Source organism: Streptomyces sp. NPDC043738 (genome assembly GCF_056436545.1).
This window is the reverse complement of record NZ_JBWKCJ010000011.1, coordinates 114,558-141,105: the sequence shown is the minus strand read 5'-3', so window position 1 is coordinate 141,105 and position 26,548 is coordinate 114,558. Positions and strand designations below refer to the sequence as shown.

The 26,548-nt window shown below is 72.2% G+C and carries 22 protein-coding genes and 1 tRNA gene; 14 read left to right on the top strand and 9 right to left on the bottom strand.

Annotated features, from left to right (window positions below):
- Positions 1 to 10: 10 nt before the first annotated feature.
- Positions 11 to 778, top strand: coding sequence for a type I methionyl aminopeptidase (gene map, locus AC0680_RS17105; RefSeq protein WP_478629157.1), 768 nt, complete (start codon positions 11 to 13; stop codon positions 776 to 778).
- A 177-nt stretch (positions 779 to 955) separates the two neighbouring features.
- Here the strand turns inward: map and AC0680_RS17100 are convergent, their stop codons facing one another.
- Positions 956 to 1,564 carry a GlcG/HbpS family heme-binding protein gene (locus tag AC0680_RS17100; RefSeq protein ID WP_478629304.1) on the bottom strand — a complete coding sequence of 203 codons (609 nt, stop codon included), beginning with the start codon at positions 1,562 to 1,564 and terminating at the stop codon, positions 956 to 958.
- A gap of 406 nt (positions 1,565 to 1,970) precedes the next feature.
- Here AC0680_RS17100 and AC0680_RS17095 point away from each other — a divergent pair, with 406 nt between their 5' ends.
- The 3 genes from AC0680_RS17095 (at position 1,971) to AC0680_RS17085 (ending at position 4,610) form a co-directional block, all read left to right on the top strand.
- Entirely contained in the window at positions 1,971 to 3,257 is a 1,287-nt protein-coding gene (locus AC0680_RS17095; protein WP_478629302.1) for a sensor histidine kinase, read from the top strand.
- Positions 3,254 to 4,021, top strand: a complete 768-nt coding sequence (locus AC0680_RS17090) for a response regulator (protein WP_478629155.1) — start codon at positions 3,254 to 3,256, stop codon at positions 4,019 to 4,021. The genes AC0680_RS17095 and AC0680_RS17090 overlap by 4 nt, the downstream gene beginning before the upstream one ends.
- 91 nt (positions 4,022 to 4,112) lie before the next feature.
- Positions 4,113 to 4,610: a hypothetical protein gene (locus AC0680_RS17085; protein WP_478629152.1), complete on the top strand. Its 498-nt coding sequence runs from the start codon at positions 4,113 to 4,115 to the stop codon at positions 4,608 to 4,610.
- A gap of 96 nt (positions 4,611 to 4,706) precedes the next feature.
- On the opposite strand, the gene AC0680_RS17080 is transcribed toward AC0680_RS17085, so the two are convergent.
- Entirely contained in the window at positions 4,707 to 5,375 is a 669-nt protein-coding gene (locus AC0680_RS17080; RefSeq protein ID WP_478629151.1) for a pentapeptide repeat-containing protein, read from the bottom strand.
- 358 nt (positions 5,376 to 5,733) lie between these two features.
- Between AC0680_RS17080 and AC0680_RS17075 the strand changes: the two genes are divergently transcribed.
- Positions 5,734 to 6,747, top strand: a complete 1,014-nt coding sequence (locus tag AC0680_RS17075) for a zinc-binding dehydrogenase (protein WP_478629150.1) — start codon at positions 5,734 to 5,736, stop codon at positions 6,745 to 6,747.
- Between the two features lie 178 nt (positions 6,748 to 6,925).
- Here the strand turns inward: AC0680_RS17075 and AC0680_RS17070 are convergent, their stop codons facing one another.
- Complete coding sequence (locus AC0680_RS17070) at positions 6,926 to 8,029, bottom strand: M24 family metallopeptidase (RefSeq protein WP_478629148.1); 1,104 nt, start codon at positions 8,027 to 8,029, stop codon at positions 6,926 to 6,928.
- Positions 8,030 to 8,461: 432 nt separating this feature from the next.
- Here AC0680_RS17070 and AC0680_RS17065 point away from each other — a divergent pair, with 432 nt between their 5' ends.
- Positions 8,462 to 8,935 carry a hypothetical protein gene (locus AC0680_RS17065; RefSeq protein WP_478629147.1) on the top strand — a complete coding sequence of 158 codons (474 nt, stop codon included), beginning with the start codon at positions 8,462 to 8,464 and terminating at the stop codon, positions 8,933 to 8,935.
- Between the two features lie 781 nt (positions 8,936 to 9,716).
- Positions 9,717 to 11,090 carry an alkaline phosphatase gene (locus AC0680_RS17060; RefSeq protein WP_478629146.1) on the top strand — a complete coding sequence of 458 codons (1,374 nt, stop codon included), beginning with the start codon at positions 9,717 to 9,719 and terminating at the stop codon, positions 11,088 to 11,090.
- 52 nt (positions 11,091 to 11,142) lie between these two features.
- On the opposite strand, the gene AC0680_RS17055 is transcribed toward AC0680_RS17060, so the two are convergent.
- Complete coding sequence (locus tag AC0680_RS17055; RefSeq protein ID WP_478629145.1) at positions 11,143 to 12,387, bottom strand: cytochrome P450; 1,245 nt, start codon at positions 12,385 to 12,387, stop codon at positions 11,143 to 11,145.
- 151 nt (positions 12,388 to 12,538) lie between these two features.
- On the opposite strand from AC0680_RS17055, the gene AC0680_RS17050 reads away from it, so the two are divergent.
- The 3 genes from AC0680_RS17050 to AC0680_RS17040 all read left to right on the top strand — a co-directional run bounded on the left by AC0680_RS17050 (position 12,539) and on the right by AC0680_RS17040 (position 17,399).
- Positions 12,539 to 15,685: a BTAD domain-containing putative transcriptional regulator gene (locus tag AC0680_RS17050; protein WP_478629143.1), complete on the top strand. Its 3,147-nt coding sequence runs from the start codon at positions 12,539 to 12,541 to the stop codon at positions 15,683 to 15,685.
- A 261-nt stretch (positions 15,686 to 15,946) separates the two neighbouring features.
- On the top strand, positions 15,947 to 16,465 hold the full coding sequence (locus AC0680_RS17045) for a hypothetical protein (RefSeq protein ID WP_478629142.1): 519 nt from the start codon (positions 15,947 to 15,949) through the stop codon (positions 16,463 to 16,465).
- Positions 16,466 to 16,553: 88 nt separating this feature from the next.
- A complete protein-coding gene (locus AC0680_RS17040) occupies positions 16,554 to 17,399 on the top strand; it encodes a DUF4097 family beta strand repeat-containing protein (protein ID WP_478629140.1) in 846 nt (281 codons plus the stop codon).
- Positions 17,400 to 17,877: 478 nt separating this feature from the next.
- Here the strand turns inward: AC0680_RS17040 and AC0680_RS17035 are convergent, their stop codons facing one another.
- Both AC0680_RS17035 and AC0680_RS17030 read right to left on the bottom strand, forming a co-directional pair.
- Positions 17,878 to 18,072, bottom strand: a complete 195-nt coding sequence (locus AC0680_RS17035) for a hypothetical protein (protein ID WP_478629139.1) — start codon at positions 18,070 to 18,072, stop codon at positions 17,878 to 17,880.
- Positions 18,073 to 18,213: 141 nt separating this feature from the next.
- Positions 18,214 to 18,402: a hypothetical protein gene (locus AC0680_RS17030; protein ID WP_478629138.1), complete on the bottom strand. Its 189-nt coding sequence runs from the start codon at positions 18,400 to 18,402 to the stop codon at positions 18,214 to 18,216.
- Positions 18,403 to 19,223: 821 nt separating this feature from the next.
- On the opposite strand from AC0680_RS17030, the gene AC0680_RS17025 reads away from it, so the two are divergent.
- Positions 19,224 to 19,469 carry a hypothetical protein gene (locus AC0680_RS17025; protein WP_478629136.1) on the top strand — a complete coding sequence of 82 codons (246 nt, stop codon included), beginning with the start codon at positions 19,224 to 19,226 and terminating at the stop codon, positions 19,467 to 19,469.
- A 561-nt stretch (positions 19,470 to 20,030) separates the two neighbouring features.
- On the opposite strand, the gene AC0680_RS17020 is transcribed toward AC0680_RS17025, so the two are convergent.
- Positions 20,031 to 20,104: transfer RNA gene (locus tag AC0680_RS17020), tRNA-Thr, on the bottom strand.
- A 180-nt stretch (positions 20,105 to 20,284) separates the two neighbouring features.
- Between AC0680_RS17020 and AC0680_RS17015 the strand changes: the two genes are divergently transcribed.
- From AC0680_RS17015 to AC0680_RS17005, 3 genes are all read left to right on the top strand, one after another.
- Positions 20,285 to 21,421, top strand: a complete 1,137-nt coding sequence (locus AC0680_RS17015) for an ABC transporter ATP-binding protein (protein ID WP_393488339.1) — start codon at positions 20,285 to 20,287, stop codon at positions 21,419 to 21,421.
- Between the two features lie 465 nt (positions 21,422 to 21,886).
- Positions 21,887 to 22,303, top strand: coding sequence for a hypothetical protein (locus AC0680_RS17010; RefSeq protein ID WP_478629134.1), 417 nt, complete (start codon positions 21,887 to 21,889; stop codon positions 22,301 to 22,303).
- Positions 22,304 to 22,333: 30 nt separating this feature from the next.
- On the top strand, positions 22,334 to 23,062 hold the full coding sequence (locus AC0680_RS17005) for a nucleotidyltransferase family protein (RefSeq protein ID WP_478629132.1): 729 nt from the start codon (positions 22,334 to 22,336) through the stop codon (positions 23,060 to 23,062).
- A gap of 618 nt (positions 23,063 to 23,680) precedes the next feature.
- Here the strand turns inward: AC0680_RS17005 and AC0680_RS17000 are convergent.
- Positions 23,681 to 25,321, bottom strand: a complete 1,641-nt coding sequence (locus tag AC0680_RS17000; protein ID WP_478629129.1) for a DoxX family protein — start codon at positions 25,319 to 25,321, stop codon at positions 23,681 to 23,683.
- 166 nt (positions 25,322 to 25,487) lie between these two features.
- Positions 25,488 to 26,441, bottom strand: coding sequence for a 23S rRNA (guanosine(2251)-2'-O)-methyltransferase RlmB (rlmB, locus tag AC0680_RS16995; RefSeq protein ID WP_478629127.1), 954 nt, complete (start codon positions 26,439 to 26,441; stop codon positions 25,488 to 25,490).
- Positions 26,442 to 26,548 lie beyond the last annotated feature (107 nt).

Below are 26,548 nucleotides of genomic sequence, written 5' to 3'. Positions count from 1 at the left end.
GGTCATACGGATGGTGGAGATCAAGACGGATACGGCACTCGACGCGATGCGGGTGACCGGCCGGGTGGTCGCCGACGCGCTGGCCGCGGTGCGCGCGGCCGCCGCCCCGGGGGTGCGGCTGCTGGAGCTGGACGAGGTCGCCCGTACGGTCCTGCGCGAGGCCGGCGCCACCTCGCCGTTCCTCGGCTACCGCCCGTCCTTCGCCCCCACCCCGTTCCCGGCCGTGATCTGCGCCTCCGTCAACGACGCGATCGTGCACGGCATCCCGGACGGATCGCGGCTGCGCGACGGTGACCTGGTGAGCATCGACTGCGGCGCCGTCGTGGACGGCTGGGCGGGCGACGCGGCCGTCAGCTTCACGGTCGGCACCGCGCGCCCCGAGGACCGGCGGCTGATGGACACCACCGAGCGGGCGCTGGCGGCGGGCATCGCGGCGGCCGTGGTCGGCGCCCGCATCGGCGATGTCTCCCACGCGATCGGCAGCATCGGGCGCGCCGCCGGCTACGGCATCTGCGAGGACTTCGGCGGCCACGGCATCGGCCGCCGGATGCATGAGGACCCGCCGGTCCCCAACGACGGCCGCCCGGGCCGGGGCCCCGTCCTGCGCCACGGCCTGGTCATCGCCATCGAGCCGATGTTCCTGTCCGGCGGCGGGAACGACTACCGACCGGACGGCGACGGCTGGACGCTGCGCACCGTGGACGGCGGCCGCGCCGCCCACTTCGAGCACACGGTGGCGGTGACGGACGAGGGACCGCGGGTGCTGACGCTGCCGTAGGGGCGCGGCGCTGGCCATGGAATACCTCCCCCGCCCCGCCCGTTGTGGCCCCGCAGGGGGCGCTCGCGTCCCCTACGGGAAGCGTTCGACCCCGCCCTACGGGGCGTCTGCGGAGGGCTGCCGCTTCTTGGAGGGCTGCCGCTACTTGGAGGGCTGCCGCTACTTGGAGGGCTGCCGCTACTTGCCGAGTGCGTCCGCGCCGGCCTTGGCGTACTGCTCGTCGAGGGCACCGCTCGGGGCGCCCGCGACACCGATGCCCGCGATCGGGGCCCCCTCGGCCTGTACCGGCGTGCCGCCCGCCAGGAAGAGCGTGCCGGGGATGTCCTTGAGCGTGGGTGCCTGGTCGAGCCGCTTGACCAGCTCCGAGGTCGAGGCGTTCCAGGAGACCGCGGTGAACGCCTTGCGCCCGGCCGACTCGTACGACTGCGGCCCGGCGCCGTCGCCCCGCAGCTGGACGAGCGTGGTGCCGTTGCGGTCCACGACGGCGACCGAGACCGCATGGCCGCCCTTCTTCGCGGCGTCCACGGCGGCCCGGGCGGCCCGGGTGGCGGCGCCGAGCGTGAGGTGGGTGCTGGTGCGGGTGAGGCTCTCGCCGACGGTGGCGGTAGCCGCGGCGGTGGTGGCCCGCGCGGGGGCGGCGGTCGCGGAGACGGCGCCGAAGGTGCCCGCGCCGAGCAGGGCGAGCGCGACGGCACCGGCGGCGATACGGGCGCGCGGGGACAGCTTCTTGGCGGCCGGGGTCGTGGCGGCGGCCGGGGTCGTGGCGGCGGCCGGGGAGTCGGTCATCTGGGTGGTGGCGTTGTCAGTCATGTCCTCATCGTCGAGGGGACGCGGGGGCGCGCGGATCGGTGGTCCGGCCGGGATCGCCGTGCATGATGGGGGATACGGGTGTCGGCCGATCGGTTGATGCGGGACGCTCGCCGCGCGGGCTAGGCCTACGAGGTCACCACGACGACGAGGTCGCCAGACCACGAGGTCACCGTGACCACGAGGTCGCCATGGCCACGAGGTCACCATGGCCTCGCCACGGCCATGAGGTCGCGACCACCAGGTCGCCTTGGCCATGAGGTCACCATGACCACGAGGTCGCCACGGCCCCGATGAGGAGATCCACGTGCACAGCACCCCGCAGCCACCGGCGGCGGACCCGCCGCGAGAGCCCCATCCGGACGCCCGCTGGCTGGGCCCGGTCATGCACATCGCGTTCTTCCTGCTGCTGGGCGCCTCGCTCGCCCGCTTCCTGACCCGGCACCCCGGTGAGCCCCGCACCCCCTGGATCATCGCCCTCAGCCTCGCCCTCGCCCTGCTGTACGTCCTCGGCCCGGCGCTCGGCTCCCGTACGCACGACGAGCGGCGGCCGAACGCCCGCCGGCTGCTGTGGCTGGGCGCGGTGGTGGCGACCTGGGTCGTCCTGGTCCTGCTGGCGCCGAGCTTCGCCTGGTGCGCGGTGCCGCTGTTCTACACCGGCCTGCAGACCCTGCCGGCCGGTGCGGCGTCGCTGCTGGTGGGCCTGCTCACCGCGTTCGTCGTCGCCGCCCAACTGCGGCTGTCCACCGGCTTCGACCCGAATCTGCTGCTGGCCCCGCCGGCCGTCGCCGCGCTCGCCACCGCCGTGTTCATCCATATGGAGCGGCAGGCCGAACGCCAGCGGGCGCTGATCGACGATCTGCTGCGCACCCGCCGCGAACTGGCCGCCACGGAGCGGCGCGAGGGCACCCTCGCCGAGCGGCAGCGGCTGTCGATGGAGATCCACGACACCCTCGCCCAGGGGCTGTCCAGCCAGCAAATGCTGCTGCAGGCCGCCGACCGGGTCTGGGACTTCGACGGCGCCGCCGCCCGCGGCCATGTCCGTACGGCCACCGAGATCACGGCCCGCAACCTCGCCGAGGCCCGCCGCTTCGTGCACGACCTCGCCCCCGCCGACCTGGCCGGCGGCGCCTCACTGCCCCAGGCGCTGCGCGAACTCGCCGCGCGGACGGACGAGTCGGGGCTGGACGAGTCGGGGCGGGGCGGGCCGGGGCTGGGCGGGCCGGGAGTGGGCCAATCGGAGGTGGACCGGTCGGAGGTGGACCGGTCGAAGGCGGGCGGTGGGCCGGCTCCCCGTGGACCGGCCGTACGGTTCCACCAGGACGGCACGCCCGCTCCGCTGCCCGACCGGGTGCAGTCCGCGCTGCTGCGCATCGCCCAGGGCGCCCTGGCCAACGTCCGTGAGCACGCCGCCGCGACCACCGTCACCCTGACCCTCAGCTACCTCGGCGACCAGATCGTCCTCGACATCGCCGACGACGGCCGTGGCTTCACCCCGCCGCCGGCCCCGTACACCCCCGCCTCCCCCGCCGCCTCCGGGCGCGAACGGGGACACGGCCTGCCCGCCATGTACGCCCGGATGCGGCAGCTCGGCGGCACCCTCACCATTGAATCCGCACCGGGCGAGGGCACCGTCCTGTCCGCCGCCGTCCCCCTGGAGAACGCCCCATGACCCCATCCGCCGGCGCACCCGAGCACACCCCCGTACGCGTCCTGCTCTGCGACGACCATGCCGTCGTGCGCGCCGGGCTGCTCGCCCTGCTCAGCAGCGCCCACGGCATCGAGGTCATCGGAGAGGCCGGCGACGGCGAGGAGGCGGTGGCGCTGGCCGCCGCGCTGCGCCCCGACGTGGTCCTGATGGATCTCCAGCTCGGCTCCGGTATCGACGGCATCGAGGCCACCCGCCGCATCGCCCGCGCCGCCGCCGCACCCGGCTCAGCGCCCGCGGCACCCGGCTCGTCGTCCGTACCCGGCTCGTCGTCCGTACCCGGCTCACCCCCTGTACCCGGCTCGCCCGGCTCCGCCCCTGCCGGCCGCGGCACTCCCCATGTCCTCGTGCTGACCACCTACGACACCGACGCCGACATCACCCGTGCCATCGAGGCCGGCGCCACCGGCTATCTGCTCAAGGCCGAGCGGCCGGAGGAGTTGTTCTCCGCGATCCGCGCCGCGGCCGCCGGCCGCAGCACGCTCTCGGCGCCGGTCGCCCATCGTGTCCTGGCCCAGATGCGCAGTCCGCGCCCCACCCTCACCGACCGGGAACTGGACATCCTCGGCCAGCTCGCACGCGGGCTGAGCAACCGCGAGATCGCCCGCGCCCTCTTCATCAGCGAGGCCACGGTCAAGACACACCTGGGGCGCATCTACGACAAGCTCGGTGTGGACACCCGCGCCGGCGCCGTCTCCGTCGCCAAGGAGCAGCGGCTGCTGCCCTGAGGCGCCGGCGGGCCCCTCCATGTCCCTCCCCCCTTCCGTTCCGGGCCGGTGCGGGCGAGGGCCCGCCGCACGGGCGTGACACCATCAAGACGTGATCGACCTCGGCTACTCCCTCTCCCGCCGCTTCCCGGATCCGCCACAGACGGACTACCGGACCGCGGACGTGCACACGCTGCGCCACGACCTCTTCTGCGGCGACGTCTACATCGCCGACACGAAGACGGACCGCGAGCTGTCCACGGCCTGGGGCTGGGTGCCGGTCCTCGACTTCGCCTGGGCGCTCTGCGACATCGTCGAGCGGCTCGACACCGACCCGCGCGGCAACCGCTCCGCCCGCCCGATCCACGCGGAGCTGGACTTCACCGAATCCGCCGACCGGATGCTCTTCGAGCGCCGCTTCGGGTGGGTGGACATCGACGCGGACTGGATGCCGGCCGACGAGGCCCCGCTGACCTTCAACCACTCCGCGCTGCGCCGCGAGGCCCGCGACTTTCTGCACGACCTGATCGCCGACCTCACCGACATGCACGACGGTCTCGGCGACAACCCCGCCGTCTGGGACCTCCAGGCCCGCTTCCCCCGGGTCTGACCCACACCCGGCGGGCCCCGGCACCTCGGGCGGCGCGGCCTCCTCGGTCGGCGCGGCCTCCTCGCACGGGCGCGGCCTCCTCGCGCGGGCCCGGCCTCACTCCACCCGTACGCCTATCTGCGCCGCGAACGCCGGCGCCAGATCCATCAGCTGGGTCGCGCTGATCACCGCGCCCGACAGCCGGTCGATGCCCCGCGCGATGTCCACCGCGGCCGCACCGCGCAGATCGACGTCCTTCATCCGCGCCTCGGAGAAGTCCACCCGCGCCAGGGTGCAGTCGTCGAACGTCACCCGCTCCAGCTCCGCGCCCGCGAAGTCCGCCTCGATCAGCACACAGCCCTCGAAGGCGACATCCCGCAGCTTGGCGCCGCGCAGATTCGGGAAGTCGATCTTCCCGCCGCGCACCACGACCCGCTCCAGCACCGCACCGTGCAGCTGCACCCCGCCGAGCCGGGCGTCCGACACCTCCACATCGCGCAGCGAAGCCCCGGAAAGGTCCGTCCCCACCCCGCGCACACCGCTCAGCACGCTGTCGATGAACCGCGCCCGGCCGAGCACCGTTTCGTCGAGTCCGCAGCGCCGCACCGCGCAGTCCATGAACCGCGCGCCGCGCGCCGACTGCCCGGCCCAGTCGGCCTCGGCGAACTCCAGCCCGTCGTAGTCCCCTTCGGCCTCCAGCTCCCCGCCGTCGTACGCCGTCAGCTCCGGCAACCGCACCTGAGGCCGCCGCACCGCCCGGACCGTCTCCTTACCGCGCCCCGCCACGCGATCACCTTCTTCCGTCTTCGCGCCGTCCGCGTTGGCCCCCGCGCCGTACGCGTTTCCTCGCGCCGTCCGCATACCGTCTTCAGGCCGTCCGCGTTCCGCCCTCGCGCCGTCCGCGTTCCGCCCTCCGCTTCCATCCCTGCCCATCCATCGTGGACCACCCCACTGACAATCCGCCCTGACCTGTGAAAACAGCGGATCTGGGACCTCACGCGCGGCCCTCGGCGCACACATCCCGGCCGGCCGGACCGTCCCGCACGGGGGTTGACCTCAACCGGGCTTGAGGTAACAGAGTGTTGGCATTCGCCCGCCGGGTAGGGCGAACCGTCCACGTCCCAACTGCCAAGGAGACAGCGCCATGCACGCGATACGGCTGCATGCCTTCGGCCCCGCTGAGAACCTCGCCCACGAGACCGTCGAGGACCCCGTGCCGGGCCCCGGCGAGGTCCGCGTCGCGGTGGCCGCGGCCGGCGTCCACCTCCTGGACACGGCCCTACGGGAGGGCCGGGAGGGCGGGCCCGTACCGCTGCCCCAGCTCCCGACCGTGCCCGGCCGGGAGGTCGCCGGCACCGTCGACGCGCTCGGCGAGGGCACCGACCCCGCCTGGCTCGGCCGGCGCGTCGTCGCCCATCTCGGCGCGGCCCCCGGCGGCTACGCCGAACTGGCCGTCGTGGCCGCCGACCGGCTGCACCCGATCCCCGAGAACCTCACCGCGGCCCAGGCGGTGGCCATGATCGGCACCGGCCGCACCACCATGGGCATCCTGCTCTTCGCCGACCTGACCGCCGACGACATCGTCCTCGTTCCCGCGGCCGCCGGCGGTATCGGCTCACTGCTCGTCCAGTACGCCAAGAACGCCGGCGCGACGGTCATCGGGCTGGCCGGCGGCACCATCAAGGCGGCGTGGGCCCGCGAACTCGGCGCCGACCTCGCCGTCGACTACACCGACGACGACTGGCCCTCGCTGGTCCGCGCCTTCCTCGACGAACGCGGCGTGCCCGGCGCCACCATCGTCTTCGACTCGGTCGGCGGCGCCCCCGGGCGCGCGGCCGTCGACCTCCTTGCCGAGGGCGGCCGCCATCTGGTCTTCGGCTGGTCCTCGAAAGGCTTGCTCACCGGCGGCCCGCTGGAGTTCACGGACGGCGAGCTGGCGGCCCGTGGGATCACCTCCGAGCAGGTGCTCGGGCCGCCCATGCTGACCCGGGCCGGCGGCGCCAACCCGATCCGCACCCTGGAGACCGCCGCGCTCGCCGAGGCCGCGGCCGGCCGGCTCGTACCGGCGGTCCAGGCCTTCCCGCTGTCCGAGGCCGCGGCCGCACACCGCGCCCTGGAGACCCGCGGGACGATCGGGAAGGTGATCCTGGTGCCGTAGTGGCGCCGCAGCCGGCGCGGACCGGGCGGGCGGCGCCCGGGGCCCCAGGCCCGCGCCCCGGGCTTCAGGCCCCGGTCCCGGGGCCCCAGGCTTCGGGCCTCAGGCACCGGGCCTCAGGCATCGGGTCTCAGGCCCCAGGTCTCCAACCCGGAGAGCCGGAGCCCGGGGCCGCCTCCCGCTAGTGCACCACCGCCATCTCCCGCGCCGTCTCGTTCAGCCGCCGCCCGCCCGCGTCCGTGCAGGTCACGATGTCCTCGATCCGCACCCCGAACCTCCCCGGCAGATAGATGCCCGGCTCGATCGAGAAGCACATCCCCGGTACGAGCGGCAGATGCTCGCCCTCCACCATGTACGGCGGCTCATGCGTGGTCACCCCGATGCCGTGCCCGGTCCGGTGGATGAAGTACTCGCCGTACCCGGCCGCCTTGATCACCCTCCGGGCCGCCCGGTCGATGTCCTGGCACGCGACGCCCGGCCGTACCACCTCGAAGGCCGCCTGCTGCGCCTCGCGCACGATGTCGTGCACCTTGCGCTCCTCGGCGCCCGGCTCGCCGACGTGCACGGTCCGCGTGGTGTCCGAGCCGTACCCGTCCTTCAGTCCGCCGAAGTCGAGCACGACCATGTCGCCGTCCTCGATGACCCGCTCCCCCGCCTCATGGTGCGGATTCGCGCCGTTGGGGCCCGACCCGACGACCGTGAAGTCCACCTGGCTGTGCCCGTGCTCGATCAGCAGCCGCGAGAGGTCGCCGGCCACCTCCGACTCCCGCCGCCCGGCGAAGCGCACCCCGAGGATCTCCTCGTACGTCGCGTCGGCGGCGGCCCCGGCCGCGGCCAGCCGCGCCACCTCGTGCGCGTCCTTGACGGCACGCAGCATCGGCAGCACCTCCGTCAGCGCGGCGTACGCACTCCCCGGAAGCGACCGCTGCAGCCCCAGCAGATGCATCGCCCAGGTCGCGTCGGACACCCCGTAACGCCCCTGCGGCTCGATCCACTTGGCGATCTCCGCGTACGGATCCGAGCCATCGCTCCACCCGGACACCTCCATCGCCCCGCTCCCGGTGGAACACTCCGCGTCCGGCCGCTCCAACAGGGGCACCAGCAGCCGCGAACGCTGCCCCGGCGCGATCACCAGGGCGGTCAGCCGCTCCGTGTCCGCGGGCGGCCGGTAGCCGCACAGCCACGTCAGATCCGGCCCCGGCGTCACCAGCAGCCCGGCCAGGCCCGCCTCGGCGGCGGCCTGCCCCGCCCGCTCCATGCGCCGCTCGTAGTCCTCTTGGGTCATCGAAGTCACCATGCCCGTGAACTTACGCCGACGCCCGGCGGACGTCCCGTCAGAACGGGTCGTCCACAGGCCCCTTCACCCCTCCAGTGCCACCACAAACGCCTCTTCGGTCCCGCCACCGCACCCCTCCCACCCCGGAGGCTCCCCCTCCCGACCCCCGCTAGCGGCTCCCGCCCCCGGCCTTCGCCGGTCATCCTTCAGGCGTCCTCCGTGCCGGTCGGGTGCGACCAGAGGGGGAGAAGGAGATCGGTCGGCGGGTCGACTACTCGCCGTGTTCACCCTGAGTACGGTGGCCCGGAGAGCGAAGAAGCCACGTGCCACAGCGCAGTCCGCGCCACGCGGCACGGGCCCCGCAGCACGGACAGGGCAGCACGGACAGGGCGGCTCCGACAGGGCAGCACGGGCAGGGCACAGAAACAGGCCGAGGTCACCATGGCACCACCGCACCAGCCGTCTCGCCGCCGCCGGGGCGACGCGCTCTTCGTGATCATCTTCGTGGCGGTCGCGGCCCTCATCCTCGGCGGGATGCTGTGGGCCAAGAACAACGTGACCGAGATCAAGAAGTGGCGAGGCGGAAACGCCTGGTACCTCACGTACGAGGCCACGTCCTCCCGTGGCGGGCCCCGGGCCGCCGCGGTGAGCTACCGGCACAACCCGGACCAGTACAAGCCCGACCACAAGGACGTGACGCTGGGCCCCACCAAGCTGCCCTGGAGCACGGAGGCCCTCGTCAACACCGGCGAGGAGGCCCGCGTGGAGGTCACCCCGACCGGGAACGGGACCGTCTCCTGTCGCATCCTGCTGGACGGCGTCCGCGTCGTCGCCACGGGCCGGTCCCCCGGCCCCGGCAAGCCCGCCGTCTGCCACGTGGTCACCAGCAGCACCCCGGAGGAGTGGCCCCGCTGACGAAGCACCGGCAGCCGGGAGACCGGTTCCCTCACCGAGGGACGACATACGTCATCATCCGGGTTTCACCAGCCTGAGATGCCCGCCCACTCGATACCGAACCGACTCTGAAGTGTCGCCGGAAGTCCAGCGGGGATCCTGTGCCACGCATATTCAACTGCGCGTCAACATCCTGTAGTTGACGCGGCTCGGAGTGTCAGTGGGCACGGCTAACGTGGTGAGTGCACCTGGATTTGAGTTCACCCCTCCTTCCGTCTTGCCTCATGCGAGGAACTCACTGATGACATACGTGCGTGGTCACCGTCGCAGCGACGGCACCTGGGTTCGACCGCACCATCGCCGCACTCGGTCGGCCGCCGCGCTGCCGGCTGGCCGGGTTGACGCGCCGCGCCGCGCCGGCACAGCCGTTCCCCGCCCTCGGCCCGTTGCGACCGGGCCCACGACGCACGTGCGCGGCCACCACCGCAACGGCCACTACGTCCGACCACACGTCCGCCGGATCAACCGCCCCGCCGCCGCGACGGCTGCAGGAGGAGGCGCCGGTCTGCTGATCCTTCTCCTCGTACTCGCCTCCTTAAGCGGCGGTGGCGACACCGGCTCGAAGGGCGTCCCTGCCAAGCACCCGACAGCTCCGGCTCCCTCCGTTCGCACGCCGTGAACTCCTCCCCACCCCGCGGCACCCGCCCGTGGGCCGTGCGCCACCGGCAGGCCATGCGGTGTTCACCCGCTCCTGGTGAGCTGCGAGCGTCCGGCGACAGCCGGTCGTAGACGAGGAGATTTCATGCGAAGACTGCGCCTGTCCCGCCGCCGCGCCATAACCGGCGCTGCCGTGCTGCTCGCCACCGGTGTGGCCGTCCCCGCGGGAGCGGCCGCGTTCGGCCCCAAGGACCAGGCGGCGCGCGCGATCCAGGGCGGCAAGGCGAAGAACGTCATCCTGCTGATCGGTGACGGGATGGGCGACTCGGAGATCACGCTGGCGCGGAACTACACCGTGGGCGCCGCGGGCCGGCTGAACATGGACAAGTTCCCGCTGACCGGCGCGTACACGACGTACGCGGTCGACAAGAACGGCAAGCCGGACTACGTCACCGACTCCGCGGCCAGCGGCAGCGGTTGGGCCACCGGGCACAAGACGGTCAACGGCCGTATCTCCAAGACGCCGGACACCGACAAGCCGCTGCCGACGATCCTGGAGCTGGCGCAGAAGAACGGTTACGCCACCGGGTCGGTCACCACCGCCGAACTGACCGACGCCACACCGGCCGTGCTCGCCTCCCACGTCAGCGACCGCAGCTGCCAGGGGCCGGCCGACATGGCCAAGTGCGCGGCCGACACGATCGCCGCGGGCGGCCCCGGCTCGATCGCCGAGCAGAGCGTCAACCACAAGGTGGACGTGCTGCTGGGCGGCGGGAAGCAGCGCTTCGACCAGAAGATCACCGAAGGCCCGTACAAGGGCCTGACGGTGGCGGAGCAGGCGCGCAGACTCGGCTACCAGATCGTCACCGACAAGCAGGGCCTCAAGGACGTCGAGGGCGGCAAGCCGGTCCTCGGGCTGTTCGCGCCGGGCACCGTCCCCGTCGAGTGGACCGGCAAGCCCGCGGCCGTCGGCGGCACGGACCCGCAGCGCTGCACCACCAGCAACGCGCAGCGGCCCGCCGGCACCCCGGCGCTGGACGAGCAGGCCACCAAGGCGATCCAACTGCTGGAGGACAAGCAGAAGTCGAAGCGCGGCCAGGGCCGGGACCAGGGCTTCTTCCTCCAGATCGAGGGCGCCTCGATCGACAAGCAGGACCACGCCGCCGACCCCTGCGGCCAGATCGGTGAGACCGCGGCCTTCGACCGGGCCGTGAAGGTGGCCCGCGACTACGCCGCCAAGCACCCCGACACGCTGGTGGTCACCACTGCCGACCACGGCCACTCCAGCCAGATGGTGCCGCTGGAGGCCAACCCGCCCGGCCTGTCCTCCACCCTCGTCACCGATGAGGGCGGCCGGCTGAAGGTCAACTACTCGACCAACACGCCGGGCCAGTCGCAGGAGCACACCGGCACCCAGGTGCGGATCGCCGCGCAGGGCCCGCAGGCCTACCGGGTCCTGGGCGTCACCAACCAGACCGACCTCTTCACCACCCTCCGCAAGGCGCTGCGGCTGCGCTGACCGCTGCCGACGGATGTGGGGGGAGGGCCGGGACTCACCGGCCCTCCCTTCCTCATGCCGTCGTCCGGGCGGATTCCGTCCAGGTGACCGGCAGTTCGTGGACGCCGTAGATGTTCATGTCGGTCCGCAGGCGGACCTCTCCGGCGGGGACGGCGAGCTGGAGGGTGGGGAAGCGGCGCAGCAGTCCGGCGAAGCCGGCGCGCATCTCGATGCGGGCGAGCTGCTGGCCGAGGCACTGGTGGATGCCGTGGCCGAAGGACGTGTGGCCGCGGGCCTTGCGGTGGAGGTCCAGGGTGTCGGGGTGGTCGAAGCGCCGGGGGTCGCGGTTGGCGGCCAGCAGTGAGATGACGACGGTCGATCCCTTGCCGATGGTCTCCCCGCCGAGTTCGAGGTCTTCCGTGGCGTAGCGGTAGAAGATGTCGGCGACGGACAGGTAGCGCATGAGTTCCTCGACGGCGTCGGGGAACAGGTCGGGGTCGGCGCGCAGTTCGGCGAGCTGCTCGGGGTGCTCCAGGAGCGCGAAGGTGCCCAGTGCCAGCATGTTGGCGGTGGTCTCGTGGCCGGCGAGCAGCAGCAGGAAGGCGATGCCGGTGAGTTCCTCGATGGTGAGGTCGTCGTGGCGGGCCAGGTCGGACAGGATGTCCTCGCCGGGGGTGGCGCGTTTGCGGGTGACCAGTTCGGCGAGGTAGCCGTTCATGGCGCCGTACGCGGCCATCTTCTCCTCGAGCACCTGGTCCTTGGCCATGAACTTGGCGGAGTTGGTCTGGAAGGTGTCGCGGTCTTCGTAGGGGACGCCGAGCAGTTCGCAGATCACCAGTGAGGGCACCGGCAGCGCGAACTCCTTGACCAGGTCGACCGGTGGGGCCAGGCGTGCCATCTCGTCCAGTTGCCGCTCGACGATGTCGCTGATGCGCTCTTCGAGCATCTTCATGCGTTTGACGGTGAAGGCGCCGGTGAGCTTGCGTCGCAGCCGGGTGTGGTCGGGCGGGTCCATGGCGACGAACAGGCCCGGGACCTGCGGGGACGGTTCGGTGAAGACGGGCATGCCGGGGGTCTCGTACGGCAGGTGGAGGACGCCGAGGTCCTGGCGGGAGCTGAAGCGGGTGTCGGCCATCAGCTGGCGGACCGCGTCGTAGCCGGTGACGAGCCAGCCCTGGTGGCCGTCGGGGAAGGCCATGGGGCTGACCGGGCGGGCCTCGCGCAGCCGGGTGATGTCACGGGGCGGGTCGAAGGGGCCCGCGTCGCGCTCCATGGGCAGGCCCTGCGGGACCGGAGCCGTGTGATGCGTCTGGTTCATCGGGATTCCTTTCGCGGCGGGTTGTTGCGGCCACGATCGCCGAGGGTCCTGACATACGGCTGACACGGCTCTGACACCGGCCAAGCCCCGGGCGCGGTCGGGGAGATGGTGCGGCCCTTGACCGTCCCGCGCCCGTGGCAAAATCGTCCGGGTGCATATCGGGATGCTCGGTTCGTTCGAGGTTCGCACGGATGACGGCGTCCTGGCCGACGTGCCGGGCGCCCGGTTGCGCGGACTGCTGATCGCCCTCGCGCTCGAGCCGGGACAGGTGGTCTCGAAGGCGGCGCTCGTCGACTGGATCTGGGGGGAGCGCCCGCCCGCCGACGCGGCGAACGCCTTGCAGCGCCTGGTCTCCCGGCTGCGGAAGGCGCTGCCGGAGGGGTCGGTCGAGGGGCAGCCGAACGGCTACCGGTTGGCGGTGGAGCCCGACGCCGTCGACGCCGTGCGCTTCGAACGTCTCGTCGGCCGGGCCCGGGACGAGGAGGATCCGCGGCGGCTGCGCGAGGCCCTGGCGTTGTGGCGCGGTGCGGCGATGCAGGACGTCGGGGTGCGGGGCAGTGCGGCGTTCGACGCGGCGGTCACCCGGCTCGAGGCGCTGCGTCTGACCGCGATGGAGGATCGGTTCGATGCGGAGATCGGCCTCGGCCACGGCGTGAGGCTGGTGACGGAGCTGACCGACCTGGTGGCCGCGCATCCGGTGCGGGAACGGCTGGTCGCCGCGCTGATGCGTGCCCTCGTCGCGTCCGGTCGCGACAGCGAGGCGCTGCTGGTGTTCCAGCGTACGAGGGAGACGCTGGCCAACGCGCTGGGTGTCGACCCCTCGCCGGAGCTGTCGGCGCTGCATGTCGCGCTGCTGCGGGGCGAGGTGGGGCGGCGGGGCGAGGTGGGGCAGCGGGCGGAGGGCCGCAGGACGAACTTGCGTGCCGAGCTGACCAGCTTCGTCGGCAAGGACGCCGATGTCGACGCGGTCCGCGGGCTGCTGGCCGAACACCGGCTCACCACCGTGATCGGGCCCGGCGGTTCGGGGAAGACCAGGCTGGCCACGGAGACCGCGCGCACGCTGCTCGGCGAGCTGCCGGACGGGGCCTGGGTGGTGGAGCTCGCCGCGCTCGGCGCGGACGGCGATGTGGCGCAGGCGGCGCTCGCCGGGCTGGGCCTGCGCGACGCCCTGCTCGGCGGGGCGCCCCACACGGAGCTGGTGGACCGGCTCATCGCCGCGATCCGCGAGCGGGACGCCCTGCTGGTCCTGGACAACTGCGAGCATGTGATCGAGTCCGCGGCGGTGTTCGCCCATCGGCTGCTCGGGGAGTGCCGGCGGCTGCGGATCCTCGCCACGAGCCGGGAACCGCTGGGCATCACCGGTGAGGCGCTGTGGCCGGTCGCACCGTTGGCCCTGCCCGCGAAGGACGCCGACCCCGGCCGGATCGCGTCCTCGCCGGCCGTCCGGCTGCTGCAGGACCGGGCCGGCGCGGTGCGCACGGACCTCGCGGCCGACGCCCCCACCTTGACGGCCATGGCGCGCGTCTGCCGGGCACTGGACGGTATGCCCCTGGCCATCGAGCTGGCCGCGGCCAGGTTGCGCACCATGTCCCTCGACCAGCTCGCCCATCGGCTCGACGACCGGTTCCGCCTGCTGACCGGCGGCAGCCGTACCGCGCTGCCGCGGCACCGGACGCTGCGTGCGGTGATCGACTGGAGCTGGGAGCTGCTCACCGACGCCGAGCGGACGGTGCTGCGCCGGCTTTCGGTGTTCTCCGGTGGTGCGAGCCTGGAAGCGGCCGAGCGGGTCTGCTCGGGCGATGCGGTCGAGGCGGGGCAGGTACTGGAGTTGCTGACCGCGCTGGCGGAGAAGTCGCTGGTGCTCGCCGAGGGCGACCGGGCGCCCCGCTACCGGTCGCTCGGCACGATCAAGGAGTACGCCGGGCACCGGCTCGCCGAGGCGGGGGAGGCGGATCTCGCGCGCCGTGCGCATCTGGCGTACTTCACCGAACTCGCCGAGACCGCGGAGCCGCGTCTTCGCCGCGCCGAGCAGCTGGAATGGCTTGCCGCGCTCGAGGTGGAGCACGACAACATCGCTGCGGCGATGCGCGGTGCGCTGGCGGCCGGCGAGGCGCTCGGGGCGATGCGGCTCGCGGCGGCCGCCGGCTGGTACTGGTGGCTCGGCCGGCACAAGGCCGAGGGCCATGAGCTGATCCTGGCGGCCACCGCCCTGCCCGGCGAGGTGGCCGACGAGATCCGGGCCGTGGTGTACGCGTTCGTCGTGATGTACGTGACCTCCGGGCCGGGTGACCAGTACCGGGCGCAGGAGTGGATCCGCAGGGCCTACGACGTCAGCCGGCGGGTGCGGGGCCGTCACCCGGCGCTGGGGTTCGTCGCCCCGCTGGAACGGATGCTGCGGGCGCCGGACGCGTCCCTGCCCGCGTTCGAAGCGCTGCTCACCGACGAGGACCCCTGGGTACGTGCCCTTGCCCGGCTGCACCTGGGCAAGATGCGGATCATGCTCGGTCACGGCGGCCGGGACGCGGATGCGTATCTCGAGGCGGCGCTCGCCGAGTTCCGGGCGCTCGGCGAACGGTGGGGGACGTCGTTCGCCCTGACCGAGCTGGCGAATCGCATCGCCATGCGCGGCGAGTTCGCCGGTGCGTGCGCGTACTACGAGCAGGCCATCGCGGTCGTCACCGAGGTCGGTGCCCTCGAGGACGTGGTGCCGATGCGGTCGCGGCAGGCCCAGTTGTACTGGCTGCTGGGCGACGAGGAGTCCAGCGCTGCCGTGATGGCCGAGGCGCAGCGGTCCGCGGAACGGGTCGCCTGGCCGAACGCGCTGGCCGAGCTGGCCCTGGCGAAGGCGGCGCTCGCGCGCTGGAGCGGCGACGCCGGGCAGGCGCACCGGCAACTCGACGTCGTGGCGGCGATACTGGGCGAAGACGCCGAGCGGGCGAACGTCCGCGCGGGGATACAGGACCTGCTCGGCTACCTCGCCGAGGATCTCGGCGAGGCCCGCGCACACCGCCTCGCGGCCTTCCGTGCGGCGTCCGAGGCGGGGCATGCGCCCCTGATCGCGCAGGTGCTCGTCGGGATCGCGGATCTGGCGCTGCGCGGCGGCCAGTACGAGCAGGCCGCCCGGCTGCTGGCGGCGAGCACCGGTGTGCGCGGCCTGCCGGATCGCTCCCAACCGGATGTGGCCCGCATCGAGCGGGCCGCACGGCATGTCCTCGGCGACGCCCGGTTCACCGAGGCGACGCGGGACGGAGCGCGGACGAACTGGCGCGAGCTGGCCGCGACCACCCTCGCTCGGTGAACGGGCGGCCCGGCCCGGCACCCCCCAGCCCCCCGGCGCCACCCGGGGCCACCCGACATCACGTGGCATCGCGCGGCCATCTTGGCATCACCCGGGGCCACTTGGGGCCACCCGGGGCCACCCGGGGCCATCCGGGGCCATCCGGGGCCACTCAGTTTCTCCAGCTCAAACGGTCGCCCCCCGATCTCACCCCACCCCTCTCCCCCCGCAAGACGCCACCCACGCTTGCACATGACACCACCATGATGCCATCATGGCGCCATGGACCTCACGCCGTATGTCGACACCCTGCGCCGCGAACTCGCGGTGGCCGCCGAAGCCGGCGGAGAAGAAGCCCGCGAGCTGGCCGAGCGGCTCACCGCTCCCCTGGAGTCGGCGACCCGCCTGACCATGCTCAATGTGCTCTCCGCCGCGATGGACGAGATCACCCGCGAACTCGCCCCCGGCTCGGTCGACGTACGGCTGCGCGGACTGGACCCCGACTTCGTGGTGACCCCGCCCCCTGGCGGCGGCCCCGCGGAAGCGCCCTCCGCCGCTGTCGAACCGCTCCAGGCGCCGGTACCCGCCGAAGGCGACGAGGGCGGCACCGCCCGCGTCAATCTGCGCCTGCCGGCCCACCTCAAGGCGCGCGCCGAGGAGGCCGCGAGCCGCGAGGGCCTGTCGGTCAACGCGTGGCTGGTGCGCGCCGTGTCGGCCGCGGTCACCGGCGGCACGCAGCCGCGCGGCACGGCGGGCAAGACCCACACGGTCGGACAGAGCTTCACGGGCTGGGTGCACTAGCCGCGCCCGGTTCCGCGCCCGCGCCACTTCACCCACACCACGTCCCACCTGCAGGGACGCCATCGAGACCCATGAGGACGGTACAGCCATGCCTTCTTTCGACTCTCCCGAACCGATCGCCGTCACCGCCCACGTGGAGGCCGGCTCCATCCACTTCACCGCGAGCGACCGCCTCGACACCGTCGTGGAGGTGCGGCCCCGCAACCCGAAGCAGGACCGGGACGTACGGGCCGCCGAGCAGGCCGAAGTCACCTACGCCAGCGGCAACCTGACCGTCAGGACCCCCAAGCAGCGCAATTCGCTTCGCCGCCCCGGCACCGTCGATGTGACGGTCGAACTGCCCACGGGCTCGCGCATCGACATGACCGGCGCCTGGGCCCAGGTGCTCGGCGAGGGCCGGCTCGGCGAGGTCCGCGTGAAGACCTCGTCCGGTGACACCCGCCTCGACACCACCGGACCGCTGCATCTGACCGCGGCGCACGGCTCGATCACCGTGGACCGGGTCGAGGGCACGGCCGAGATCACCACCAGCACCGGCAGCCTGCGCGTCGGCACCGTCAACGGCTCCGCCGTCCTGAAGAACTCGCACGGCACGACGATCGTCGGCACCGTGACCGGCGAGCTGCGGGTGCGCGGCGGCCACGGGGACATCGACATCGCACGCGCCGAGAGCTCGGTCGCCGCGACCACCGCCCACGGCACCGTGCGCGCGGCCGACGTGGCCCGCGGAACCGTCCAGTTGGAGACCTCCTACGGCGCCATCGAGGTCGGCATCCGCGAGGGCAGCGCCGCCTGGCTCGACGTCAGCTCGGGCTCCGGACAGGTCCGCAACACACTCACCGCCTCCGAGGCCCCCGACAAGGCCGCAGACAGCGTCGAGGTCCGCGCCCGCACCCGCCACGGCAACATCGACATCCTCCGCGCCAAGCCCTGATCACGGGACCTGCCGGCACTCCCCCTCCGCTCACGCACCGCGCACCGCGCACGCAAACGGCTCCGGACGAGAAGCCCGAGGCCGGATAGGGCCCCTTCGCCAAGAAGAAGTTCGCTCCAAGTCCAGCCACAGCCGCTGCCCGGGGGACCAGTAAGGCTGCTCAGGCTCGCTCAACACCACCGCTGTTCGCCGACGTTGATGTCAGCTGCGGATGTCAGCGGCCTTCCCCGACCGGCTCGATGACATCGGCCCACCCACGAGTCGACCAGGGGTTTCCGCCCACCCCAAGCCGCGCGGCAACTACGTCATCAAGGAAGCGTGCGTTGCAGATCTCCAGAGCCTCCTGCGGCCACCAGAAGGAGTCACATTCAGTACACAGCGAGAACGCAGACCCGTCGTCCTTGAACCGGTAGGGATGAACCCAGTCCTGACCACAGCGCGGACACACCGCAAGCTCTGCGGACATACACGTCACCGTTCAGATCGAGCGGAAGGCACTCGGGTCGGTACCCGACGGAAGGCTCCTGGTCATGTTGACGTAGACCGGTCCGTAAGGAGTGGGAGTCTGCCACGCCTCCCACTGATCGAGCTCATGGGAGCAGAACCTCTTCAAGAAGCCGAGGAACTCCTTGAACTCACCCTCCGACAGCCGGCCACTCTCCACCTGGTCCATGCATCGAGGCTAGATGCCCTTCCCAGGCCAGGAGCAGCTCCCCAAGCTCTGAACTCGGGAAGCTGCAGCCGTCTGCGGCCTGTTCGGGCGCCTGGTGCGTTTGCGGTGTGCGCACTCGCCACCTCCACTACTCGGCGGCGCCTACCGCCTCTGAGCTTTGTAGCGCCTCATCAGAGCAATGATCCGGGCCTGGTTCGCCTGGCCGTTGAGCTCGGCAAGGAGATCGTCAGGGCACAACTCGTAGAAATCGCCCCACCAACGACGCCCTCGGTTGTCCCAGATCCGGTAGCCACCAGGTACACCCCTGGCAACGTAGCGTCTCCTGCTCACCGACCTCCTACCTTCCGGTACGACCCGTGCCGTCCCCCACTCCGTCATCCCCCAACCCATGACCGTACGCAGGCTGCGGTCGTCCGGCGAGGCAAATAACGCAGTTGCCGACTCCGTCAGCGCGTACACCCCCGGCATTACCTGCGTCGAGGGCACCAGCAGCGACCCCGCCGGGTACGGTCAGGGCAGCGACAGCGCCATCGACCGCAAGATCAGGCGGTACAGCCGCCCGAGCAGATCGACGCCGCGCGTGTGGTGCACGATTACCCGCGGCAAGGCTCGCACCCTGTACGGCGCATACCTGTGTCGGAAGTACCCCCAGGCTGGCCGAAGACGACTGCCGCGGCTACCTGTCCTCATGCCAGCAACGGTCGTTCAGCCGCAAGATCGCCCTTCCGGTCAAGGGTGGCATATCAGCCGGGTTCCGGATCCGGGCGTTGCGACCTCCTCGGCCCTGCCGGGCCCGACGCCAACGTTTCCGGCTTCACGGCCACGTCAGGGGACTCACGGGGACCCATGCGACACCCTGCGGCACCCCTCACGCCTTCGGCTCGAACAGGGCGGAAAGTTGTCCGAAATTGGGTCGTACCAGCGATTGATCCTTTGTACGGTCAGATCAACTACTGAACGGGGGGATCTCCATGATTCGTCGTACCTCACTGGCAGCAGCCGCGTGTGCGGCCGTCGGTTTCTCGCTTCTCACCGTCCCGGCTCACGCGGCTGGAGCCCAGGCGGCGCCCGCCCACGCGTCGCAGAAATTGGCGTCAGGGTCGGACCATGTCAAGTGCACCACCTTGAGCAAGGGCCAACTCTGCATCGTCATGGACAGCCGGCCCCAGTCCATCGATGTCATCTACACCAAAAAGGGTGGCTCGAACATCAAGGCGCAGCTCGGGTATCGCATGAACGGTTCGTCGTCGTACGACAGGCTGGAGACCATCAGCGACGGCGACCGGGCCACCAGCACCTGGAAGATGAGCTGGCCCTGCAAGAAGGCCGTCGGCCTGATCAAGGTCCAGGGGCAAGGGACCTTCGAGACCCCGCCGGCGACGTTCCCGGGCTGCTGACCAGGCAGCACAGGACAACAAGGGGGAAGTGAGCCGAGGAGCGAGGCGGAGGATCGTCCTCGTACGGGGCGTACTTACTCGGGCGGCTCCGACAACTCAGCGAGACGCCGTAGTTGTCGTCGTGGCCCCGAGAAGATCGGCCGGCCAGGGCTAGCACGCGCTGCCGACAACACCACCCCCAAGGGGCCCGCCAGAAGCGGGCCCCTTTCGCATGCCGCACGCGCCTCCCAGGAGCCGGCACTCACCCCACCAGGAGTGCACCCTGAGCGACACCTCGACCAGCAGCGTCCCCTCCGCACCGCAGGCGCCCCGGCCGCAGGGCGCCCCGGCCGCAGGCCCAGCCGACCGCTGCCGAAAGCCGCACTCGAACAGGTCGCGGACCTCGCCGTCGACAAGCTCGCCACAGACGTCGCCACAGACGTCGCCGAGGCCGCTGTCGAGCAGGGCGTCCACACACAATGGCCACACATGCGGGCGCGGAGATCATCCAGTTCCGCCCCCGCCCGGTCCGGGCCTAAGAAAAAGCCCAGGTCAGCTGCTATCTGACCTGGACCTTCCAAGAGCCCCCTGTCGGATTCGAACCGACGACCTTCGCTTTACAAGAGCGGTGCTCTGGCCAGCTGAGCTAAGGAGGCGTGCGGGAAGAAGTGTACCCAGGCGCGCCGGGTGCCGGGCTCCGTATTTGGTGAGAGCCAGGGTACTGACATCCGGGCCGGTCGGAGGTAGCGTCACGGGACAGTCCACAGAAGTGGACTACACCACTCCTTTTACTCGGATCGTCCGGCACGTTCCTGCCGGTGAAGGGACTTCTCACCATGGCTACGGTCACGTACGACCAGGCAACCCGTATCTACCCGGGTTCCGACAAGCCCGCCGTCGACAAACTGGACATCGCCATCGAGGACGGCGAATTCCTCGTCCTGGTCGGCCCCTCCGGATGCGGCAAGTCCACCTCTCTGCGGATGCTCGCGGGGCTGGAGGACGTCGACGCGGGCGCCATCCGCATCGGGGACCGCGACGTCACCCACCTCCCGCCCAAGGACCGGGACATCGCCATGGTGTTCCAGAACTACGCGCTCTACCCGCACATGACGGTCGCCGACAACATGGGCTTCGCGCTCAAGATCGCCGGTGTCCCGAAGGCCGAGATCCGGCAGAAGGTCGAGGACGCGGCCAAGATCCTTGACCTCACGGAGTACCTGGGGCGCAAGCCCAAGGCGCTCTCCGGCGGCCAGCGCCAGCGCGTGGCGATGGGCCGGGCGATCGTCCGTGAGCCGCAGGTGTTCCTGATGGACGAGCCGCTGTCCAACCTGGACGCGAAGCTGCGCGTGCAGACGCGTACGCAGATCGCGGGTCTGCAGCGCCGGCTCGGGATCACGACGGTCTACGTCACCCACGACCAGGTCGAGGCCATGACGATGGGCGACCGGGTCGCCGTCCTCAAGGACGGCCTGCTCCAGCAGGTCGACTCGCCGCGCAACATGTACGACCGCCCGGCGAACCTCTTCGTCGCGGGCTTCATCGGGTCTCCCGCCATGAACCTGGTGGAGGTGCCGATCACCGACGGCGGGGTGAAGTTCGGCAACAGCGTGGTGCCGGTCAACCGGGAGGCGCTGAGCGCGGCCGCCGACAAGGGCGACCGCACGGTGACGGTGGGCGTGCGCCCCGAGCACTTCGACATCGTCGAGCAGAACGGCGCCGCGGCGAAGTCGCTGTCCAAGGAGTCCGCGGACGCGCCGGCCGGTCTGGCCGTCACGGTCAACGTCGTCGAGGAGCTGGGCGCCGACGGCTATGTGTACGGCACCGCGGAGGTCGGCGGCGAGATCAAGGACCTCGTCGTACGGGTCAACGGCCGCCAGGTCCCGGACAAGGGCAGCCGGCTGCACGTCGTGCCGCGGCCCGGTGAGACGCATGTGTTCTCGACGTCGTCGGGCGAGCGCCTCAGCGACTGACCCGACGGAGCCGACTGAGCCGACCGAGCCGACCGGCCTGACCGATCTGGCAGACCCGGCTGATCCGACCGCCCCAGGGCGAGGACGGGCGCGCCGGACGCGAGCGCGGCGAGCGAGCGAACTCGGCGAGCGGAGCGGGATGCGGTCACCGGAAGCGGCGTAGCCGGCGCAACCGGTACGGAAGGCAGGCGCGTTAGAGCGGCGGTGGTTCGGGGTAGCCCTGGATCGCCGCCGCTGACGCGTCTCGGGGACGGCGATCCAGGGCCGTCCAGTAGGGGACCTGTAGGGGACCTGTAGGGGACTGGTAGAGAGGACCAGTAGGGGATCAATAGCGCCGCCCATAGGGGCATAACGGCGCTTTTCGTACCAGTGCGTCAACATCACAACAGCACCGACGGGCCATTACGTCCCCCAATACGGTGACCAAATGTCGCCAAATCATCACTCCTCGCTACCATCTCGACCGTGAACTCCGCAGCCCGCCGCATCGGCAGAACTCTCGCTCTCGTCCTTCCCGTCGTCCTGGTGCTCTCCGGGACCCTCGCGGTCACCCGCGTCCCCTGGGCATCGACGGCCACCGACTCGCAGGTGCTGACCGCTTCCTCCGGGACGGCCTCCACCAAGGCCCACCCCAGCGCCCCCGCGGACGTGCTCCGCAAGCGCCTGCTGGTCGAGCTCCAGGAAAAGAACCCCGGCGTCGCCCTGACCCACCTCCAGGAGGCGACCACCAAGCGCCCCTCACTGGCCAAGGCGTGCGCCTCCATCGCCCGCGACCTCGGCCGTGCCGCGGTGGCCAAGTACGGTGCCGCGCACCGCGCCCAGGCCTTCTCCCGCCCGGTCTGCGACACCTCCTTCGCCACCGGCGTCGCCGCCGCCCAGTGACCACCACTCGCACCGCATAAGGTGCGAACCATGACAGGCGCCCAGCATCCGTACCCCACGCAGGCCGTGGTCCTGGCCGGCGGCCAGGGCTCACGTCTCCGCCCGTACACCGATGACCGCCCCAAGCCGATGGTCGAGATTCCCGGCACCGGAACCCCGATCATCGGCCATCAGCTGAACTGGCTGGCCGACGAAGGCGTCACGGACGCGGTCGTCTCCTGCGGCCACCTCGCCGGGGTGCTGCAGGACTGGCTGTCACACGCCCAACTCCCCTTGCACGTCACCACCGTTGTCGAGACCGAGCCGCTGGGCCGCGGCGGGGGCCTGAAGCACGCGGCCGCCTCCCTGCCCCGCCCGGACGAACCCTGGTACGCCACCAACGGCGACATCTGGACCCGTTTCCCGCTGCGCGAAATGGCCGCGTTCCATCACGAACGCGATGCCGACGCCACCCTCGCCCTGGCCCGCCCCCGCATCCCCTGGGGCGTCGTCGAGACCGACGCGTTCGGGCACGTACTGGACTTCATCGAGGCGCCGCCCTCGCCGTATCTGATCAACGCCGGCGTCTACGTCTTCTCGGCCGCCTTCACGGACCTGCTCCCCGACCGCGGCGACCACGAGCGCACGACCTTCCCCCGCCTCGCCCGCGAACGCCGTCTGGCGGGATTCCCGCTCCCCCAGGGGGCCTACTGGCGCGCCATCGACACGGCAAAGGACCTCACCGAGGCGGCCAAGGAGCTGGGCACACAGGCGCGTTGAGGCCTCGCGGGTCGTCGCCCACGTCGTCGGATCGACACTTCTTGAGCCGTCGTCCACGTCGTTGGATCGACACCCCTTGAGACGTCGCCCGGGGCGTCGGGTCGACACCTCTTGAGTCGTCGCCCGGGTCGTCGTACTGAGCCTCGTAAGACGTCGTCGGCGCCGTCAGCGCCGTCGATGCCATCAGCGCCGTCTGCGTCGTCGGTGCCGTCTGCGTCGTTGTCGTCATCGGTGCCGTCGGCGTCGAGTTCGCCGGCGGGGGGACGGGCGCTCCGGCGGCATCTGAGGGCCGTACGCGCCTCAGCGGCCCTTTCCTCGCCTCCCGGGCCTCCATCCGGCCCCAGCGTCGTAGAGGCCGTTCCAGCGGCCGTACGCGCCCGCTCCGGCCGCGTACGCCGCTGCCCCCACGGCTGGGGCGCAGGCGACCGGGCCGCGCGCACAAGGCGCCCCGCAAGGACCCGCGCACAAGGACCCGCCCACCCCCCTTTGGGGGGTGGGCGGAGGGGAAAAAATATGGAGCGGCGGAACGACACGGAGCGGCAGAACATCACGGAGCGACGGAAACGGAAGCGACGCCAGCGACGGAACACCGAATCCGCGCGCTCCCGCTCGCCCGCCTCACCCCAGCAGGCCCCCCAACGTGCTTCCCCGGCCCCCGGAGTCGCCGGAGTCGCTGGAGCCGCTGCTGCCGGTGCCGGTCGTGCCGCCGCCGGTGCCGCCCGCAGTGCTCGGGACCCGGGTCGGGGCGGGGGCGCGGGTGGGGACCGTCTGCCGCGGGGCGCTGGTGGTGGCGCCGGGCTGCTGGGAGAGGCCGCTGGTGCTGCCCGCGGAGCGGCCGGTGCCGGGGGCCGACGCGGAGGGCGCGCCGGGCCTGCGGGCCTTGTGCGAGGCGCCCGCGGACGGGGTCCCGGGGCGGACGGTGCCGGGGTGCCGCTGGCCGGGGCGGGTGACGCTCTTGGGGCGGGGCAGCGGCGAGCCGGGCAGGTTGTTGATCGCGGGCTCGCCGGGCCGCGGCACGGTCGCGACCGTCGCGGACCGTACGGCACCGCCGAGCAGCGAGCCGATCAGCAGGGTCAGCCCGGCCACCACCGTGGTCATCATCGCGCCGCGGCGCAGTACCCGGCGGCGCAGGTCGGCGACCTCGACACGGGGGCCGAGCCGTCGCCAGGCCTCGCCGGCCAGCCGGGCGTCCATGGAGTAGACCGGGGCGCCCGCGATGATCAGCGGGCTCCACGCGGCGAGGTAGATGATGTCGGGGGCGTCGTAGGCGGGGAGCGTGCGCCAGCTGACGGTCATCAGCAGTGCCGCGGAGAGCAGCGCGCCGATCGACGCGGCCACCCGCTGCCACAGTCCGCAGATGGTCAGGACGCCGACGACGACCTGGAGGAAGGCGACGGTCAGGCCGGCGCCGACGGGGTGGGAGACGGCGAAGTCGCGCAGCGGCACGGCCAGCGCCCACGGGTCGAGCGACAGCAGCCACTTGACCATCGAGCCCCGCTCGCCGCCGTCGAAGTAGACGGGGTCGCAGAGCTTGCCCATCCCGGCGTAGACGGAGATCAGTCCGAGGAAGATGCGCAGCGGCAGCAGGACGACGCCGAGGTTCATCCGCCGGCCCGGGTAGTACGCGTGCCGCACGGTCTCGGTGCCGCGCCGCCTGCCCCCGGCGTCGTACGGCTCGCGGGCCTCGAAGCGGTCGTCGTCGTAGCGGTCGTCGTCGTAGCCGTCGTGAAGGCGGTCGCCGTACGTGCCGCGAGGGGGGTTGTTGCCGTAGTCGTCGCCGTATGCGCTGCCCACGGGGCGTACGCCGCGCAGCAGGGTGGTGTCGGGTTCGGCGGGGCCGCGCTGGCCGATCACGGTCTGGGCGGGGGCCGGGTCGTCGAGGCGGACCCGGGGCAGGACCTGGGTCGTGCCGACGTCCTCGCTCTGGCCGCCGTCGAGGCCGATGCCCGCGTTGCGCACCGCGTGCAGGAGTTGGGTGGTGGCGCCGGCCGCGCCGCCCGGTTCGGTGCGGCCGCTCCACACCACCGGTGCCCGGCGTCTGCCGCCGGGGGCCGGGCCCCGGGTGGCGGGGATGCGCGCGGCGTCGGCCGTGACGTGGCCCGCCGCGGGCCCGGCGAGCTGTACGCGGAAGCTGGCGTGGTTGACGATGACCTGCGCGGGATCGCACGGCACCTTGACCGAGCTCAGGCCCGGCTCGTCATCGAAACCCGGCGAGCGTCCCCCCGTAGGCGTGCGGGGTGTTCTGGTGTCCACGCTCATCTAACCGAGTGACCCGCGTTTAAGACACTGCCTTGACCGGGCCGATCTGTCCGAGACCCGTCAAAAGATCACGGGATACGGGCAGGCCGTACGGAGGGTCAGGTTTTGCCCCGAGGTGTGGCGCGGGTGCGGCGCACCCGTACCGGCCGCCCCGGGGCACCGCCGCTCAGGCGCGCCGCCGCGCCGCCTCCCACAGCACGACACCGGCCGCGACACCGGCGTTCAGCGACTCCGCGCCGCCCGGCATCGGGATCCGTACGCGCACATCGCAGGTCTCGCCGACCAGCCGCGACAGGCCCTTGCCCTCGCTGCCGACGACGATGACGACCGGGCCGTCCAGCGCCTCGACGTCCTGCAGCTCCAGCTCGCCGTCCGCGGCCAGGCCGACGACCGTCAGACCGGCCTTCTGGTACGACTCCAGGGCCCGGGTGAGGTTGGTGGCGCGGGCGACCGGCGTACGGGCCGCGGTGCCCGCCGAGGTCTTCCAGGCGCCGGCCGTCATCCCGGCGGCGCGGCGCTCGGGCACGACCACGCCGTGGCCGCCGAAGGCGGAGACGGAGCGGACCACGGCGCCCAGGTTGCGCGGGTCGGTGACCCCGTCCAGGGCGACGATCAGCGGGTCCTCGCCGGCGTCGAAGGCGGCGGCCGCCAGGTCCTCGGGGTGGGCGTAGTCGTACGGGGGGATCTGCGCGACCAGGCCCTGGTGGTTGAGGCCGTTGGTCATCCGGTCCAGCTCGGGCCGGGGCGCCTCCATGAGGTTCAGCCCGCGCTCGGTGGCGAGCTGGAGCGCCTCGCGCACCCGCTCGTCGGTGTCGATGAACTGCTGGACGTACAGGGTCGTGGCGGGCACGCCCTCGCGCAGCGCCTCGACGACCGGGTTGCGGCCGACGACCAGCTCCGCGGTGCCCTTGGCGCCGCCGCGCCGCGGGGCCGGGCGGCGGGCCGCGGCCTGCTTGGCCTTGGCGTTGGCCACCCTGTTCTTGACGTGTCCCTTGCGAGCGGAGGCGGGCGGGGTCGGGCCCTTGCCCTCCAGGCTCCGGCGCCGCTTACCGCCGCTGCCGACCTGCGCGCCCTTCTTGTTGGACGTGCGGCGGTTCCTGCGCTGGCTGTTGCCGGCCATGGGTCACCTGTTTCTTCACTGCTCTCGACGTCTCGCGACGTGGAGTGGGTACGTACGTATGGATTGAGTGTCGCGCGCGGCCACCGGGAAGGGCGAATCCGGGTGGC

Bases quoted from the DNA above. Each gene is read 5' to 3' on its own strand.
- AC0680_RS17060 (WP_478629146.1), top strand. From the start codon at position 9,717: ATGCGAAGACTGCGCCTGTCCCGCCGCCGCGCCATAACCGGCGCTGCC.
- AC0680_RS17090 (WP_478629155.1), top strand. From the start codon at position 3,254: ATGACCCCATCCGCCGGCGCACCCGAGCACACCCCCGTACGCGTCCTG.
- AC0680_RS17070 (WP_478629148.1), bottom strand. From the start codon at position 8,029: ATGACCCAAGAGGACTACGAGCGGCGCATGGAGCGGGCGGGGCAGGCC.
- AC0680_RS17025 (WP_478629136.1), top strand. From the start codon at position 19,224: ATGGACAGCCGGCCCCAGTCCATCGATGTCATCTACACCAAAAAGGGT.
- rlmB (WP_478629127.1), bottom strand. From the start codon at position 26,441: ATGGCCGGCAACAGCCAGCGCAGGAACCGCCGCACGTCCAACAAGAAG.
- AC0680_RS17015 (WP_393488339.1), top strand. From the start codon at position 20,285: ATGGCTACGGTCACGTACGACCAGGCAACCCGTATCTACCCGGGTTCC.
- AC0680_RS17045 (WP_478629142.1), top strand. From the start codon at position 15,947: ATGGACCTCACGCCGTATGTCGACACCCTGCGCCGCGAACTCGCGGTG.
- map (WP_478629157.1), top strand. From the start codon at position 11: ATGGTGGAGATCAAGACGGATACGGCACTCGACGCGATGCGGGTGACC.
- AC0680_RS17000 (WP_478629129.1), bottom strand. From the start codon at position 25,321: ATGAGCGTGGACACCAGAACACCCCGCACGCCTACGGGGGGACGCTCG.
- AC0680_RS17035 (WP_478629139.1), bottom strand. From the start codon at position 18,072: ATGGACCAGGTGGAGAGTGGCCGGCTGTCGGAGGGTGAGTTCAAGGAG.
- AC0680_RS17075 (WP_478629150.1), top strand. From the start codon at position 5,734: ATGCACGCGATACGGCTGCATGCCTTCGGCCCCGCTGAGAACCTCGCC.
- AC0680_RS17100 (WP_478629304.1), bottom strand. From the start codon at position 1,564: ATGACCGACTCCCCGGCCGCCGCCACGACCCCGGCCGCCGCCACGACC.
- AC0680_RS17040 (WP_478629140.1), top strand. From the start codon at position 16,554: ATGCCTTCTTTCGACTCTCCCGAACCGATCGCCGTCACCGCCCACGTG.
- AC0680_RS17095 (WP_478629302.1), top strand. From the start codon at position 1,971: ATGCACATCGCGTTCTTCCTGCTGCTGGGCGCCTCGCTCGCCCGCTTC.
- AC0680_RS17055 (WP_478629145.1), bottom strand. From the start codon at position 12,387: ATGAACCAGACGCATCACACGGCTCCGGTCCCGCAGGGCCTGCCCATG.
- AC0680_RS17005 (WP_478629132.1), top strand. From the start codon at position 22,334: ATGACAGGCGCCCAGCATCCGTACCCCACGCAGGCCGTGGTCCTGGCC.
- AC0680_RS17065 (WP_478629147.1), top strand. From the start codon at position 8,462: ATGGCACCACCGCACCAGCCGTCTCGCCGCCGCCGGGGCGACGCGCTC.